Annotated in this window: 14 protein-coding genes; 5 read left to right on the plus strand and 9 right to left on the minus strand. The window is 65.4% G+C overall.

Annotated elements, in window-relative coordinates; genetic code table 11:
* The first annotated feature begins 47 nt into the window (after window positions 1-47).
* From ACYVRZ_RS05370 to ACYVRZ_RS05380, 3 genes are read left to right on the plus strand one after another with little or no spacing between them, the layout of a single operon-like run.
* Entirely contained in the window at window positions 48-479 is a 432-nt protein-coding gene (locus ACYVRZ_RS05370) for a MerR family transcriptional regulator (RefSeq protein ID WP_461225489.1), read from the plus strand.
* On the plus strand, window positions 472-879 hold the full coding sequence (locus ACYVRZ_RS05375; protein WP_461225491.1) for a cupin domain-containing protein: 408 nt from the start codon (window positions 472-474) through the stop codon (window positions 877-879). The genes ACYVRZ_RS05370 and ACYVRZ_RS05375 overlap by 8 nt, the downstream gene beginning before the upstream one ends.
* Window positions 879-1,205 carry a carboxymuconolactone decarboxylase family protein gene (locus ACYVRZ_RS05380; RefSeq protein ID WP_461225492.1) on the plus strand — a complete coding sequence of 109 codons (327 nt, stop codon included), beginning with the start codon at window positions 879-881 and terminating at the stop codon, window positions 1,203-1,205. The genes ACYVRZ_RS05375 and ACYVRZ_RS05380 overlap by 1 nt, the downstream gene beginning before the upstream one ends.
* A 97-nt stretch (window positions 1,206-1,302) precedes the next feature.
* Here ACYVRZ_RS05380 and ACYVRZ_RS05385 read toward each other — a convergent pair whose 3' ends face one another.
* Together ACYVRZ_RS05385 and ACYVRZ_RS05390 are read right to left on the minus strand one after the other, a co-directional pair.
* Complete coding sequence (locus ACYVRZ_RS05385; protein ID WP_461225494.1) at window positions 1,303-1,599, minus strand: helix-turn-helix domain-containing protein; 297 nt, start codon at window positions 1,597-1,599, stop codon at window positions 1,303-1,305.
* A 1-nt stretch (window position 1,600) separates the two neighbouring features.
* On the minus strand, window positions 1,601-1,966 hold the full coding sequence (locus tag ACYVRZ_RS05390) for a type II toxin-antitoxin system RelE/ParE family toxin (protein WP_461225496.1): 366 nt from the start codon (window positions 1,964-1,966) through the stop codon (window positions 1,601-1,603).
* Between the two features lie 173 nt (window positions 1,967-2,139).
* Here ACYVRZ_RS05390 and ACYVRZ_RS05395 point away from each other — a divergent pair, with 173 nt between their 5' ends.
* Entirely contained in the window at window positions 2,140-2,262 is a 123-nt protein-coding gene (locus ACYVRZ_RS05395) for a hypothetical protein (protein WP_461225498.1), read from the plus strand.
* 70 nt (window positions 2,263-2,332) lie between these two features.
* On the opposite strand, the gene ACYVRZ_RS05400 is transcribed toward ACYVRZ_RS05395, so the two are convergent.
* The 6 genes from ACYVRZ_RS05400 to ACYVRZ_RS05425 all read right to left on the minus strand — a co-directional run bounded on the left by ACYVRZ_RS05400 (window position 2,333) and on the right by ACYVRZ_RS05425 (window position 6,884).
* A complete protein-coding gene (locus ACYVRZ_RS05400; protein WP_461225500.1) occupies window positions 2,333-4,261 on the minus strand; it encodes a copper-translocating P-type ATPase in 1,929 nt (642 codons plus the stop codon).
* Complete coding sequence (locus ACYVRZ_RS05405; protein ID WP_461225502.1) at window positions 4,261-4,533, minus strand: cupredoxin domain-containing protein; 273 nt, start codon at window positions 4,531-4,533, stop codon at window positions 4,261-4,263. Before ACYVRZ_RS05405 ends, ACYVRZ_RS05400 begins: the two co-directional genes overlap by 1 nt.
* A gap of 19 nt (window positions 4,534-4,552) precedes the next feature.
* On the minus strand, window positions 4,553-4,924 hold the full coding sequence (locus ACYVRZ_RS05410; RefSeq protein WP_461225504.1) for a cupredoxin domain-containing protein: 372 nt from the start codon (window positions 4,922-4,924) through the stop codon (window positions 4,553-4,555).
* Window positions 4,911-5,360, minus strand: coding sequence for a CopY/TcrY family copper transport repressor (locus tag ACYVRZ_RS05415; RefSeq protein WP_461225506.1), 450 nt, complete (start codon window positions 5,358-5,360; stop codon window positions 4,911-4,913). Before ACYVRZ_RS05415 ends, ACYVRZ_RS05410 begins: the two co-directional genes overlap by 14 nt.
* Window positions 5,361-5,488: 128 nt before the next feature.
* The gene (locus ACYVRZ_RS05420) at window positions 5,489-6,247 is read right to left on the minus strand and encodes an ABC transporter permease (RefSeq protein ID WP_262315126.1); all 759 of its coding nucleotides are present in this window, start codon (window positions 6,245-6,247) and stop codon (window positions 5,489-5,491) included.
* A complete protein-coding gene (locus ACYVRZ_RS05425) occupies window positions 6,240-6,884 on the minus strand; it encodes an ABC transporter ATP-binding protein (protein WP_461225508.1) in 645 nt (214 codons plus the stop codon). The genes ACYVRZ_RS05420 and ACYVRZ_RS05425 overlap by 8 nt, the downstream gene beginning before the upstream one ends.
* A gap of 361 nt (window positions 6,885-7,245) precedes the next feature.
* Between ACYVRZ_RS05425 and ACYVRZ_RS05430 the strand changes: the two genes are divergently transcribed.
* Complete coding sequence (locus ACYVRZ_RS05430) at window positions 7,246-8,769, plus strand: UxaA family hydrolase (RefSeq protein ID WP_461225510.1); 1,524 nt, start codon at window positions 7,246-7,248, stop codon at window positions 8,767-8,769.
* A 212-nt stretch (window positions 8,770-8,981) separates the two neighbouring features.
* On the opposite strand, the gene ACYVRZ_RS05435 is transcribed toward ACYVRZ_RS05430, so the two are convergent.
* The gene (locus ACYVRZ_RS05435) at window positions 8,982-13,955 is read right to left on the minus strand and encodes a phosphodiester glycosidase family protein (RefSeq protein WP_461225512.1); all 4,974 of its coding nucleotides are present in this window, start codon (window positions 13,953-13,955) and stop codon (window positions 8,982-8,984) included.
* Window positions 13,956-14,274: the final 319 nt, after the last annotated feature.

Genomic DNA, 14,274 nt, shown 5'->3' on the forward strand with positions numbered 1-14,274 from the left:
GCCTTCGAGTCCACTCTAAGGTGTAGCTTAGTCCAAGAGGTGATCACATGACTTATCGCATCGGCGAGTTCGCCGCCAACCTCGGCCTGTCCAGCTACACGCTGCGCTACTACGAGAAAGAGGGGCTGGTGGCGCCGCACCGAGACGCCAACGACCAGCGCTACTACACGGACGAGGACGTCGCCTGGCTGAGATTTTTGCTGCACCTGAAGGGCACCGGCATGACCATGGCGCAGCTGCGCGAATACGTGCGGCTACGGGCCCAAGGCGACGCAACGCTGACCGCGCGGCTGACGCTGTTGCAAGACGTGCAGGAAGAGGCCCAGGCCCAGATTCGCGCGTTGCAGCACAACCTGGCCGTGCTGGACGATAAGGTCGCGTGGTACCAAGGCAAGCTCGCCGGCACGATCGACGCCGCCGAGACCTTCGCCGCTTACCTGCAACGCATCAACCACGAGGAGGACTCAGACCATGACTGACCAAATTTCCAAGCTCTACCCGCGCGGCGCCGAGAACATCGACTACGCGCAGTTTTTCACCGGCAACAGCTACCTGAAGACGCTGATCGCCGACCCCGCCATCAGCGTCGGCGTCGGTGAGGTGACGTTCGAACCGGGCTGTCGCAACCACTGGCACATCCACCACGACGGCTTCCAGCTCTTGATTGTCACCGGCGGCACCGGCTGGTACCAGGAGGCCGGGCAAGAGGCGCGGCTGCTGCACGTGGGTGACGTGGTGGTGACCCACGACGGCGTCAAACACTGGCACGGCGCGACCAAGGATTCCTGGTTCGCCCACCTCGCAATCACCGCCGGCACCCCGGAGTGGCTCGAGGCCGTCTCGGACGCCGACTACAACGCACTGGAGGCCAACAACTGATGGCCAAACAAACCGCTGGTCGCGACGCGTTGGGCGACTTTGCCCCGCAGTTCGCGGCCCTGAACGATGACGTGCTGTTCGGCCAGGTCTGGGCCAAGGAAGAGGAGCTGTCGCCGCGCGACCGTAGCCTGATCACGGTGTCGGCGCTGATGGCCCAGGGCCTGTTCCCGCAGCTGGAGACCCACATGAAGCTGGCCAAAGCCCACGGCGTCACCCAGACCGAGATGGTCGCCTTGATCACGCAGCTGGCCTTTTACACCGGCTGGCCCAAGGCGTGGTCGGCCTTTGGACTCGCCAAGACCGTCTACCAAGGTGACGCCGACTAACCGCACTACAAAAACAGGGACCGGCTCGAGCCCGGCAGCGTGATCGCACGTTGTCGGACCCGGACTGGTCCCTGTTTGGATGGCGGCAGTTGTGGCCTCAGCGTCCGGCCCTTGCACCAGCCTTGGTCTGCTGCGGCGAGGCGACCAGCGAGAGCTTGACGGTCAGCCCCAACCCTGCGGCGTATCGTCCGAGCGTGGCCAGTGTCGGTAATGAATCCAGCCGTTCGATTTTGGCCAGCTGCGGCTGCGTCATGCCGATGCGCTGGGCAAGGTCACGTTGCGACAACCCCAAACGCTGGCGCTCGGTTTGCAGCTGTGCCAGTGTCTCAATGATGCTTTGTTCCGTTGGTGTCACAGTGCTCAACTGATTTTTGACCATCCGCCAGGTTTTCATCTCAGTACCCCTTTCGCCTCATCCAATCTGTCATCAACACCACGGCCCGTTGAACCTGTCGCGGATCCGTCTTGTCCCGGCGCTTCGTAAAGTGGTTCAAAATCACATAAGCGCTGGGCTGCCAAGGCGAATAAAACACGCGTTCAGGCAGCGGCCGCAGCTCGTGAAGCGGGTAGCGATAACCCCTTAGCGCCTTGGCGTGGGGCATTCCAAGTGCCAGGCCTTGCATCTGAAGGAGGCCCATCTGATAGCTAATCTTACGCAACATCACGCGATCGGCCTTCGCCCGGCTGCGGTCCAACTGGTTCAGGAAATCCTCAAACTCGCAAAACCCGTTGCGATCTTCGTAAAGTACCACCTCATACACCGCTGCCAACCCCTTTTGCGATGTGGTTCATATGATAGCATTATTGCTATCAATCTGTCAATCAATCCCCCGCGCTACCGTCGCTTATATATTACGCCAACCGACTTAATCGCCCACACTACCGACTAACCACACCACAAAAACAAAGATCGGCCCAAAATCCCCAGACGGTCATGGCCGCCTCCCCCGCTATCGCCACCCAGGACCTGGACCTGGTTGAAAACGACAAGCAGGCGGTCATCGCCGCGACCAAGCGAGACATCACCCGGTACCTGGCGGAATTAGCCCAGAACTGACAACAGCACCTGGCGCCTTCAAGGCTCAACCTTGGAAGACGCCAGGTGCTGTTTGCGTTGTTGCCTGGGCTCACGCCGCGACCCGGCGCCGAACGCCGAGCTTCGTGCGGTTCAAAAGCAGCGAGCTTGTGACCACCGACAAGGACGAGGCCGCCATGGCCAGCCCGGCCAGCTCGGGGCTCAAGGTGACGCCTAACGCCGCGAACACGCCGGCGGCGACGGGAATGCCCAGCACGTTGTAGACGAAGGCCCAAAAGAGGTTCAGCTTGATGCGGCCGAAGGTTTTTTGGCTCAGGGCCAAGGCCAAGGCGACGTCTCGCAGGTCGTTTTTGACCAGCACGATGCCCCCGGCGTCGATCGCAATATCCGTGCCGGAGCCCATCGCGATGCCCAGGTCAGCCGTGGTCAGGGCCGGCGCGTCGTTGATGCCGTCGCCGACAAAGGCCACCTTGCCGCTGGCTTGCAGCCGCTGGACGGCCGCCGCCTTGTCCTGCGGCAGGACGTCTGCGATCACCTGGTCGATGCCGACCTGCGCGGCAATCGCGCTGGCAACGCGTTGGTTGTCGCCGGTCAGCATCACCGTCTTCAAGCCGCGGTCGTGCAGCGCCTGGATGGCCGCCCGAGACGTCGCCTTGGCGGTGTCTTGAATCGCAATCAGGCCCAAGACCGCGTCGTTCTCGCCGACGTACACGACGGTTTTGGCGGCGTCTTGAAGCGCCTGGACCTGGGCGGCCAACGCCTGCGGCACCCGGTAATCGGCCGCGAGCTTCGCGCTGCCGACGAAGGCCGGCCGGCCGTTGACCGTGCCGGTGACGCCCTTGCCGGCGACGGCGGCGAAGTCGGCCACCGGCGGCACGGTCAGGCCGAGTGCTTCGGCCTTGGCCACCACGGCGGCAGCCAGCGGGTGTTCCGAGGCCGCCTCAAGGGCCGCGGCGAGGCCGACCACGGCCGCCTCATCCCCGATCACGTCGGTCACCACCGGGGTCCCGTTGGTGATGGTGCCGGTTTTGTCGAACACCACGGTGGCGATGCCGTTGGCCGCCTCCAGCACCTCACCGTTCTTGATCAAAATCCCAGACCGCGCGGCGCGGCCGGTGCCGACCATCAAGGCGGTCGGCGTCGCCAGCCCCAAGGCACACGGGCAGGCGATGACCACGACGGACACGGCGAAAATCAGGCTGGTGGCGACGCCGGCCCCGACCAGCACGAACCAGATCCAAAACGTCGCGATCGCGGCGATCAGCACCGCCGGCACGAAGATGTCGGCAACCTTGTCCGTCAGCTTTTGAATCGGGGCGTGGGAGTTCTGCGCGTTTTGGACCATCGCGACGATCTGCGCGAGCATCGTGTCTTCACCCACTTTGTCGGCGGTGAAGTCGACGGTACCGGTGCCGTTGATGGTCGCGCCGATCACGCGGTCGCCGGTTACCTTGGCGACCGGCAGGCTTTCGCCGGTCACCATCGACTCATCGATGCTGGTGGTACCTTCGACGATTACGCCATCGACCGCGATTTTTTCGCCCGGCAAAACGCGGATGCGGTCGCCGACCACAATCTGGTCGATCGGCACCCGCACCACCCGGCCGCCGCGAACGACGCCGGCGTCTTTGGCCTGCAGGTTGGCGAGCTTGGCCACGGCGTTGCTGGCGTTGTCGCGCATGCGTTCCTCAAAGACCTGGCCGAGCATGATGAAGGTCACCACCACCGCCGCGGTTTCGAAGAACACGGGCCGGTTGGTCGCCATCGCGTAGAGGCTGTAGAAGTAGGTGATCGCCGTCCCCAACGCCACCAGCGTGTCCATGTTGGCGTGGTGCTTGGTGAAGCTGGCCCAGGCGCTGCGCCAAAACGGCACGGCGGTGACCGCCATGATCACGGTGGTCAACCCCAGGGCCAGCCAGTCGCCGCCTGGCAGCATGATTCCAAATGGCATCAGCACCATCTGCGCCAGCATCGGCAGGCTCAAAACCAGCGCGACCCAAAACCGTGTGCGAATCGACATCAGCGGATCACCACCTTGCCGTGGAACATGTCCATGCCGCAGCTGAAGTCGTACTCGCCGGCCGCCGTCGTGTTCAGCGTCACGGTTTGCGGTTCGTTCAGCGGCAGCGCGGTTTCAAACCCGAGCTGCTTAGAATGCACGACATCCAGACAGCCCTGGGCGCTGGTGCGGTTGAAGGTCAAGGTGGCGGGAACGCCGGCCTTGAGCTCAACGACCTGCGGCTGGTAGCCGCCTGCGACTTCGATGTTGACGTTTTGACTTGCTTCACTCATGTTGTTTTCCTCCGTGGAATTATTCGATGACTAACTGGCCGTGGAACATGTCCATCCCACAGGCCCAGGTGTAGGTGCCGGGCTTGCTGGTGTCGATGGTGATCGCCTGGGGCTCGCCCTGCGGCAGCGGTTGGTTGATACCAAAATCCGGGAACACCACCCGGTCCAGGCAAGCCGACGGGTCGCTTCTGGTGAAGGTCAACACTGCCGGCACCCCGCGTTGCAGCACCACGTGTTCCGGGGTGTAGCCGCCCATCACCTTGATGGCGATGCTTTGGGTCGCGCCGCTCACCGTCGCCGTGCCGCTTGCGATCTTGTGCTTGCCGAAGAACCACCAGACGATAAAGCCGATCAGGGCCAGCGCCCCGATGGTCACGCTAATCTTGGCCATTGCTTGTTGCCTCCTTCATCTCGCAGGTGCAGGTGTCGCCCAGGCAGTTGCAGGCCACGAGCTTTGGGGCCGTGGCCGCCTTGGTTGCCAACAGCGCCTGAAGCTTGGCGATGTCGCCTTGACTCAGCGTGGTGTCTTGCACCAGCGTGGTCAGCACCGCGCCTTTTTTCATATCGCACAGCCGGGCGAAAAAGTCGCCGGCCTCCTGCTGCATCGTCGCCTGCTCGCCGATCAGTGGCGTGTAGGTGAACTGGCGGCCGGCCTTGGTCGTCGCCAGCGCCTTTTTGGCGACCAGCCGGCGCAGCAGGGTCTTGACGGTCGAGTCGGCCCAGTCGCGCTTTTGCGCCAGCACCGCGATGATGTCGCCGCTGGTCGCCGCCCCCTTGGTCCAGACGACGCGCATGACCTCCCATTCGGCCCGAGACATTTCTTGCATAGTGACCTCCTTTGTTTACATCTGTAACTTACAAAGCTCATGATAACCGTCCGGTTTACATTTGTCAACGGTCGCCGTCAAAAAAATTCCGCCGGCCGCAATCGCCGACGGAACAATCACAAGCAGGCTTAGCGCAGCTGCTCGTCCTCGTTGTAAAAGCGCGGGTAGGCCAGGTAGCAGGCGATCACCGAGCCGATGCTGGTCGCCGCCAGCAGCATGAAGGTGACCATAATCTGGTACATGATCGCCTTGGTCGGGTCGACCCCGGCGAAGATCAGCCCGGACATCATCCCCGGCAGGCTGACGATCCCCACCGTTTTGGCCGAGTCGATGGTCGGCGCCATGCCGGTGCGAATCGACTCGCGAACGATGTGGCGCGAGGCCTGGCGTAGGTCGGCGCCAAGCGCCAGCCGCTCCAGCACCCCTTGGCGCTGGTCGTGAAACTGGGTGTTCATGCTGCGGTAAGCCAGGCCGATGGCGACCATCGTGTTGGACGCGATCATCCCGGACACCGGCACAATCTGGCTGGGCGTGAACCGCACGGCCCGGGTCGCCACCAAAAGCACCAGGGTCAAAATCGTCGCGGTCCCGATCGCCAGCAGGCTGATCGCAAAGGCGTGGGGAATGCCGGCCGCGCGTTTGTTGGCGTTCAGGGCCGCGTTGAACAAGATGATCGCAACCATCAGCCCGGTCAGCCACAGCCGGTCGACCTTGATGATGTAAGTCAGGACGTACCCGACCACGGTTAGCTGAACGACCGCCCGGACGACGCCAATCACCATGTCCTTTTCCAGGCCGATTTTCTCGTGCAGGTTGATCGCCAAGGCGATCAGCACCAGCACGATGGCGAAGGTCAAGGCCAACGGGCTCACAATCAGATTAGTCATGCTGCACCTCCCCGCCGCGGATGGTCACAAGCGTCTGGGCCGCCGCGATCTCGGTTTCGTCGTGGGTCACCGACAGCACCGTCAGCCCGGCCGCCACTTGCGCCTCGACCAGGTGATGCACCAAGGCCTTGGTGTCGGCGTCAAGCCCGGTGGTCACCTCGTCGAGCAAGAGCACCTTGGGCTTGAAAAGCAGGTTGCGAATCAGGGCCACGCGCTGCTTCTCGCCGCCGGACAGCGCGGTTACCTTGGCCGTCAGCTGGCTGGCATCAAGCGCCACCGCGTCAAGTGCCGCCAAGGCCCGGGCCTGGTCGAAGTCCTCATTGCGAATCGCGAAGGGGAACGCCAGGTTGTCTCGCACCGTCTCGCCGAACAGGCTGGGCTGCTGGAAGCAGTAAGACACCTGGCGCCGGTAGTCGGGCTTGGCGATCGCCGCTTGCGGCTGGCCGGCGTAGGTGATGGTGCCGGTGGTCGGCGTCAAAAGCGTGGCCAACAGCCGCAACAAGGTGCTTTTGCCCGACCCCGACGGCCCGGTGATGGTCCAGTAGGCCCCGGCCGGCACGGTCAGGTTGATGTCTTTGAGAATCGGCTGGCCGCCCGGGGCGAAGCCGACGTGAGAAAGCGCAAACATAGCTGTCATGGTCTAATCCTCCTGCCCCCAGTCTACACGCTCGTGGCCAAAATGCCACTGTCAAGGTCGCGAGTCGCCGCGTTCGCGGTGGCCGGGCGGTGGTGGTCTCGGCCGGCCACCGGTCGCCTGTCACCACCGCCGCGACCGCAGCCGCCGTCAGTGTGTCACCCGACCGTCGCCCGGCCGCTGGGCTCGGTTCCGGCACCCGTCGGTCGTGACCATTGCCGGGCCGCCGCTTCGGCCGGCCACCGCCACCTGGTCCCCAGACCGCAACCGGCCAGAAGCGGCGGCCAAAGTCTGGTCCCCAGACCCTTTCGTCAGCCGATGCAAGCGCTACAATTGGTCTGTAAACCATTAGGAGGAACGCGGAATGAAAGTCATTCAGTTAACGCCTCAAGACAACGTGGCCGTCCTGGTTGCGGCCGGCCACCGCGGGGATGCGGTCGACGGTCACCCCGGGCTGGTGCTACAAGAAGACATCCCCCAGTCCCACAAGGTCACCCTAGAGGACGTCGGCAAAGGCGAACCGATTCGCCGCTACGGCGTGGTGCTGGGCTATGCCCTGCGCGACTACCCCAAGGGCTCTTGGATCAACGAAACCAGCCTGCGCCTGCCCAAGAGCCCAGCGCTTGACGCCTTACGCGCCAACCCGGACTTCAAGTCGCCGACCGATATTCGCGAGCCCAAGCAGGACTTTTTCATGGGCTACGCCAACGACCCGGCCTTTTCACCGTTCGCCGGCACCCGCAACATCTTGGCGATTCACACCACCGTGCAGTGCGTGATCGGCATCGTCAACGCGGCGATTGCCAAAATCAAGCAGGACCTGTTGCCGCAGTTCCCCCACGTCGATGACGTGATCGCCATCAACCACCAGTACGGCTGCGGCGTGGCGATCAACGCGGAAAACGCCGAGATTCCGATTCACGCGCTGCAAAACCTGGTGCATCACCCGAACTTCGGCGGCGAGATCATGTGCGTGTCGTTGGGCTGCGAGAAGCTGCAGCCGACCATGCTGCTGCAGGAGAACTGCACCGAAGACAACCTGGTGATCCTGCAGGCCCAGCACGGCTTCAAGGGCATGATCGACGCGATCGTCAAAATGGCCGCCGTCAAGCTGGCCCGGCTGGATGCTCGGCGCCGCACCCCGCAGCCGCTGAGCAAGCTGTTGATCGGCCTGCAGTGCGGCGGCTCGGACGCCTTTTCCGGCGTCTCCGGCAACCCCTCGGTCGGCTATGCCGCCGACATGCTGGTGCGAGCCGGCGCCACGGTGATGTTCTCCGAGGTCTCCGAGGTGCGAGACGGGGTCCCGTTCATCGCCAACCGCATCACCAGTCCCGAGACCTGCGAAACCTTCAAGCAGCAGGTCTCTTGGTACGACGACTACCTGGCCAAGGGCAATGTCGACCGCTCAGCCAACCCCAGCCCCGGCAACAAGAAGGGGGGGCTTTCGACCATCGTTGAAAAATCGATGGGCTCGATCGCCAAATCCGGCAGCCAGGAGATTCAAGAGGTGCTGGTCCCCGGCGGCATCCCGACCAAGCGCGGCATGATTTTCGCCGCGACTCCGGCCTCCGATCTGGTCTGCGGCACCATGCAGATGTGCTCCGGCGCCACGCTGCAGGTCTTCGTCACCGGCCGCGGCACCCCTTACGGCCTGGCCGCCCTGCCGGTGCTGAAGGTCTGCACCCGCAACGAGCTGAAGGCCAAGTGGCCGGATGTGATCGACATTAACACCGGCTCAGTTTTGACCGCCGGCACCAGCATCCAAGACATGGGCGAGTCGATCTGCGACACCATTTTGAGCGTCGCGTCCGGCACCACCAAGCCGTTCACCGAGCAGTACGGCATCTACAACGACATCTGCCTGTTCAACCCAACGCCGAACACCTGATTCACGACGGCAAAAACGGCCGCTCCTCACATGCTGAGGGGCGGCCGTTGGCGTCTGACGGAATTGGCGCCGAGAGGCAGTGCTTGCGGCCTGCGGGGCTGGCGCCGGGGCGGCGCCGGCGGCTTGTGAACCCTACGCCGGAGCGGCGCCACGCGACGTGCGGCCGCTGACAGGTCAGGCAACCGGCGTGGCGCTAACGCCTGCGAAACCCGCTACTTGCCACGGAAGTTGACCCAGCGTTGCAGCCACCGGCGGCTCACCGCGGTGGCGCCGGCCAGCCCCACCAGCAGCGCGGCGCCGAGCCACGCGAGGCCCCGGGCTTGGGCCTCACCGGTTTGCGGCATCGCGCCTTGCTGGTGCTTGGCCGCGGCCGGGTCGGCCTGACCGCGACCGGTCGCCGCCGGATCCACCTGGCCGTGACCGGCCGGGGTGGCCGAGCCGTTGCCTGGTTTTTGACCGGGCTTTTGGCTTGGCGCTTGATTGGACCCCTGCCCTGGCTTCTGGCCGGGCTTTGCGCCTGGCTTTGCACCTGGCTTGTGGTCCGGCAACTGATTCGTTCCCTGACCCGGCTGCTGGCCAGGCTTGGACTGGCCGTCGGTGCCCGGTTGCGGCGTCGCACCGTTGTCGGTACCGGTGGCGCCGTCACCGTCGCCCTTGCCGTCGCTTGAGCCGGTGTGGCCGTCGTCCTTGCCGTCATTTTTGCCATCGGTCTTGCCATCGCTGCCACCTTGATCGGTGCCGTGGTCGCCACCGGTGGCCAGCGGCTTCAGCGCCTTTTGTGCGGTCGTCAGCGCCGCCAGCGCCGCGTCGCGGTCGGCCGGGGCCAGGCGATCCTGGGCCAGCGCCTTTTGCGCGGCGGCCAGGGCCTGTTGGAAGGCCGGCTGGCCGGCTGGGTCGTACTGCGCCAGCACCACGGCCGAAGCCTTGGCGACGGCGGCCGCCAGCTTGCTGCGGTCCAGCGCATGGGCGACCAGCGTGGTGTCATCGACCACGGTGCCGTCGGGCTGCTGGGCGAGCAGCTGCAGGTGATCGCCGGCGACATGCGCGGTCAGGTAAACTTTTTGGTCGGGGTCTTGCTGCAGCTTGGCCCAGACGTCAGGCTGCGTCGGCGCAATCTCGTAAGTCTTGTCGCCGGTGTGGCCGGCCGCGACGTAGACGGTGCCGCCGGCCTTGGCCTTATCCGCCACCAGCGGCTTGGTGCGGCCGTACGAGTGGTCGTGACCGTTGAACACCAGGTCGATGCCGAGTTCGTCGCAGACCGGCGCGAGCTGGTCGTGAAAAAGCGTGGCCCCGGCGTCGGCTGGGTTCTTGTTGTACACCGGCTGGTGGGTCAAGACGATTTTCCAAGTGGCCGCGCTGTGGTTCATGTCCCGCCGCAGCCAGTCCATCTCCGCCTTCATCGTGGCGGCCGAGTCGGTCCAGCCGATGGTCGCGATGTGCAGGTTGCCGTAATCCACCGCGTAGGTCCCGGTCGGGTTGACGCTGGCGCCGTTGCCCCGCGGCACCCCCATCATCGCGGCCGACTTGGTGCCGTCGTCGCCCATGTACTCGTGGTTGCCCAGCACGTGCAGCAGGTCCAGCGAGTCGAAGCCGGGGTGGCGGTTGAACATCGCCGCGGTCATGTCAGCCTCCTTGAACAGCGACTGATCGTCGTTCCAGTCGCCGACGTGAATCGCGAAGTCCGACTTCTGCTTAGCGCCTTCGATGGCCGTCAGCACCCGATCAAAATCGGCCAGGCCGGCCGGGTTGGTCACCTGGGTGTCGCCGAACACGTTGAAGGTCAGGTGGTCGACGGCGGCCAGGGTCGTGAACTGGCGAACGTCGGACCAGTGCGTCCCGTCGCCGACCCGGTAGCGGTAGGTGGTGTTCGGCGTCAGCTTGGTCGCGGTCACGCTGGACAGTTGCAGCGCCTTGCCGTCGCCGCTGTATGTCAAAAGCTGCGTGGTGCCGGCCACGTCGGTCCAGCCGGCCGCGGCCGCATCACCGGCGGCCGCCTTCGAACCCGCCGCCTTGGCGCCGATTGCCTTGGACCCGGTTGCCTTAAACTCAGCCGCCTTGGCGCCGGTTGCCTTAAACTCGGCCGCCTTGGCGTGGTCGCCGGCAGCTCCGGCCGTCACCGGCGCCAGCTGCAAGATCGCCTTTTCGGTGCCGGGGGCGGTCATCCAGGTGAAGGTCTTCATCGTGGTCGGATCGGCGGTGGCGCCGGTCAGCAGGTTGGTCGGCACCGTGGTGAGGCTCGGGGCGAAGACCTGGGTGCTGAGGCTGAAGGCGTAGGCCTGATCCTTTTGGGCCGTCAGCGTGAGCTTTTGGGCCTTGGCCGTCAAGGCGGCGCTGCTCAGCTGGCCGAGCGCGTCGGTGGTGCCCAGCGCCAGCGGCTTGCCGGCGGCAGTGGTCGCGGCCACCTTGGCACCGGCGACGGGCTGGCCTAGGGCGTCGGTGACGGTCACCACGCCCGGGCGGCCGCTGATCAGTGGGGCCGTGGCCAGCTGCAGCCCCGCCTCGATGGTCGTGGTCTGCGGCGCCGTGGCGAAGGTGCCGGTGGTGTTGTGGCCGGTCGCCGAAGTGAAGCTCACGGTCCCGGCGGTCACGCTGGTGGTCAGCGCGGTGCCGGCCGCCGTCGTCGCCGGCACGGCCACGTCAAGCGTCGCCAGCGGCGCTGCGGTTTTGGTGGCGGCCGCGGCGCCGCGGGTCAGCTGCAGGCTGACGGTGCCGGCGACCGGGTCGGCCTGCCAGGTGCCGGTGACGCCAGGCGCCATGGTCACGCCGCGAACCGGGAAGTCGCGACCGACCTGAACGGTAGCCTTGACCGTGCGAACCGCCGCCGGGTTGGCCGCGGTCAAGGCGACGTGAGCGGTGCCGCCCAACGCCGCGGTTGACGGGGCGGCCAGGCCGATGGCGGTGTCTTTGGCCGCGGTCGCCACGGAGAAGGTCGCCGTTTTCTCCCCTGTGTTGCCGAAGCCGTCGGTCGCCACCACCCGGACGCGGTGGGTGCCGTCGGTGAAGCGCAGCCCGTTCAGGCTCAGGGTGCCGTCCTTGTCGTAGGAGTAATGATCCTTGAGGTTGGTGAAGTCCTTCCCGTCGACGAAAATCTGGTTGTGCTGCCAGTCGATCCCGGTGGCATGGGCGTCTTGCGGGTCGTGCAGGGCCGCCGTGATGTTGACGGCGGCGGTGTGGAACGTGCGATCGGCGACGCTGATCGCATCGACCACCGGGGCGGTCAGGTCGTCGACGTTGGCCCCGTAGACCGCCCGGACGTTGTCGACGTACAGCGTTCCCTTGGTCTTGGGACCGCCGCCGGGCAGGCCGGACTTCAGCGACAACAGCCGAATCATCTGCCGCGGGAAGGTGGTGAACGGCCCGGCGTAACTGGCCGGAATCTCGGCCTCGACGTACTTCCAGCCGGTCCAATCCACCCCGTTCTTCTGGTCGGTCAGGTTGATCGGCTTGGTCGAGCCGGTCGGGTCGGTGATGTACATGCGCAGCCAGTAACCACGCGCCGCCGCGTCGGCATGGACCCACATGCCCAGCGCGGTCGGGGCCCCGGGGATGCGCAGCGCCTGGCTCGGCCCGGCGTAAGCGCCGAGCGTCGTGCCGGTTTGGGCCTTGGTAAAGTCGTACTGAAGCGCCAGGGAATGGGCGCCGAACCGCACCGGCCCGTCGCCGGCCTTGGTCGCGACCACCGTGCTGGTTTCCCCGCGACCGGCGGTGCTGGACTGCCAGTCACCCAGCCCGTTTTCAAAATCGTACAGCACGCTTGGCAGCTGCCCCACCGTCAGGCCAAGCGTTGCGCTCAGCTTGGTGTCAGCCACCGTGGCCACCACCGTTCCGGCCTGCGACGTGGCGGCGCTGTGCAGCTGGTTGGCCGCGTCGATGTGGCCGAGCTTGGCGTCGTACTGCCAGGTGATGTCGCCGTCGTGCAGCACCACCGGGCGGCCCTTGTAAGTCGCACGAAGGCCGAGGTCGACCACCGCCCCCATTTTGACCGACAGGGCCGGCTGGGTGAAGGCAATCGCGTCCGGCGCCGCGATGGTCAACGTGCTGGTGCCGACCACCTGCGAGCCGCGGCACAGTTGCACGGTCAGGTCGCCGGTCGAACCGTTGCCGGTGAAGCGGCCGCTGGTCGCGTCGATGGTGCCAAGGTCCGGCGTCTTCAGCCGCCAGGTCAGGCCGCTTGGCAGGGCCGCGGTCGCCCCGGAGGCGTCGAGGCCCTTGGCGGTGAAGGCAATCTGCGACCCCGGGGTGTAGACTCCGTGGTGTGGTGCGACCGTCGCGCTGGCGAATTGGTGATCCGCCTTGGCCTTGGACACGATTAGCCAGGAATCGGCCACCGTGCGTTCCTCGCGGTCGGAAGGCGAGTTAGCCACCGACAAGGCGTCTTCGCCGGGCCTTCTGGTGACCAGCGTCGTGGAGCCGCCGCCGTCGATGTCGACCGCCTCCACCGCGCCTTTTTCGATCATCAGGGCCGCCAGGTCGGCCATCGAGCTCCCGTTGCTGTAAGGCGCCTGCTGACCGTCGATGGTGACGAAGAAGACGTCACCGGCCGCCGTGATGCCGACCGCGGTTCGCGCAGCGTTGTCGTTGGAAATCGGCGCGGTGTCTTGGACCTTGCCCTGATGCACCAGGATGTTCTGCGACCCCAGCGCCTCCTGGAGGCTGGCCTTCACGCTCGGGTACTGCTCGCGGGTGCCGATCACCGGGGTGCCGTCCTTGCGAATGCCGAAGAACGAGCGGTCGGCGCCGCCCGGGGCGTGAAGCTCCACGCCTTTTTCAATCACGGTGCCGTGCGGCTCGCCGGTCGCCATGTTGAAAAAGTCGGCGTTGACCGCGGCCACCACGTTTTGCCCGTGCTCAATGGCGGCGTTGGCCATGCCCCGCACCGTCTGCATCCCCACCTTGGTGCCGTCGTTGGGCAGCGCCGCAGCGATCGTCGCCTGGCCGCCCAGGTCGACCCGCACGGTATGCGCGACGGTCTGCTCACCCCGCTGGTTAATGTATGTATCCTTCTCCTCGGCCACACCCGGGGCCAAGTTCGTGGTGTGTTGCGAGATCAGCTGCTTGGCCACCGCCTTGGCGGAGCGGTTGACCGCCACCGCCGGAATGTGCGGCACCGCGGTGACCCCCAAGCCGCCCAACACGCTGGCCGACGTCAGCACCACGGCCCATTTTTGCCAATGTTTCACTCTCATTCTCTCGTCTCCCCAAACCCAGTTTGGTCCGGTCCTGCCGGACTCAGCCAGTGTAGCGCGTGAATGTATCCCCGCTAACACCGCAGTGTAAGGGTTGCGTAAAAATCGCGTAAAAACGCCGGCGGATGCAACTGACCGGCCAGCACAAAAACGACCCCTCTCAAAAGCCGAGGGGCCGCCTGCGCCAGCGTGGGGCTGGCATGGGGAATAGGGTTCGTGCAGTTCTTGCGGTGGCGCGACGGGCGGCGTCAGTGGGGGCTAGCGTGGCCCGTGTCTGAGAGACGTCGGCAGCCTTCTCATCGTTGGCAGTGAACTGCAG

The organism is Lacticaseibacillus suihuaensis (assembly GCF_054785075.1).

Coding starts and splice junctions, on each gene's coding strand:
- ACYVRZ_RS05385 (WP_461225494.1), bottom strand. CDS start 1,599: ATGAAAACCTGGCGGATGGTCAAAAATCAGTTGAGCACTGTGACACCA.
- ACYVRZ_RS05410 (WP_461225504.1), bottom strand. CDS start 4,924: ATGGCCAAGATTAGCGTGACCATCGGGGCGCTGGCCCTGATCGGCTTT.
- ACYVRZ_RS05415 (WP_461225506.1), bottom strand. CDS start 5,360: ATGCAAGAAATGTCTCGGGCCGAATGGGAGGTCATGCGCGTCGTCTGG.
- ACYVRZ_RS05370 (WP_461225489.1), top strand. CDS start 48: ATGACTTATCGCATCGGCGAGTTCGCCGCCAACCTCGGCCTGTCCAGC.
- ACYVRZ_RS05405 (WP_461225502.1), bottom strand. CDS start 4,533: ATGAGTGAAGCAAGTCAAAACGTCAACATCGAAGTCGCAGGCGGCTAC.
- ACYVRZ_RS05400 (WP_461225500.1), bottom strand. CDS start 4,261: ATGTCGATTCGCACACGGTTTTGGGTCGCGCTGGTTTTGAGCCTGCCG.
- ACYVRZ_RS05395 (WP_461225498.1), top strand. CDS start 2,140: ATGGCCGCCTCCCCCGCTATCGCCACCCAGGACCTGGACCTGGTTGAA.
- ACYVRZ_RS05375 (WP_461225491.1), top strand. CDS start 472: ATGACTGACCAAATTTCCAAGCTCTACCCGCGCGGCGCCGAGAACATC.
- ACYVRZ_RS05420 (WP_262315126.1), bottom strand. CDS start 6,247: ATGACTAATCTGATTGTGAGCCCGTTGGCCTTGACCTTCGCCATCGTG.
- ACYVRZ_RS05435 (WP_461225512.1), bottom strand. CDS start 13,955: ATGAGAGTGAAACATTGGCAAAAATGGGCCGTGGTGCTGACGTCGGCC.
- ACYVRZ_RS05430 (WP_461225510.1), top strand. CDS start 7,246: ATGAAAGTCATTCAGTTAACGCCTCAAGACAACGTGGCCGTCCTGGTT.
- ACYVRZ_RS05380 (WP_461225492.1), top strand. CDS start 879: ATGGCCAAACAAACCGCTGGTCGCGACGCGTTGGGCGACTTTGCCCCG.
- ACYVRZ_RS05425 (WP_461225508.1), bottom strand. CDS start 6,884: ATGACAGCTATGTTTGCGCTTTCTCACGTCGGCTTCGCCCCGGGCGGC.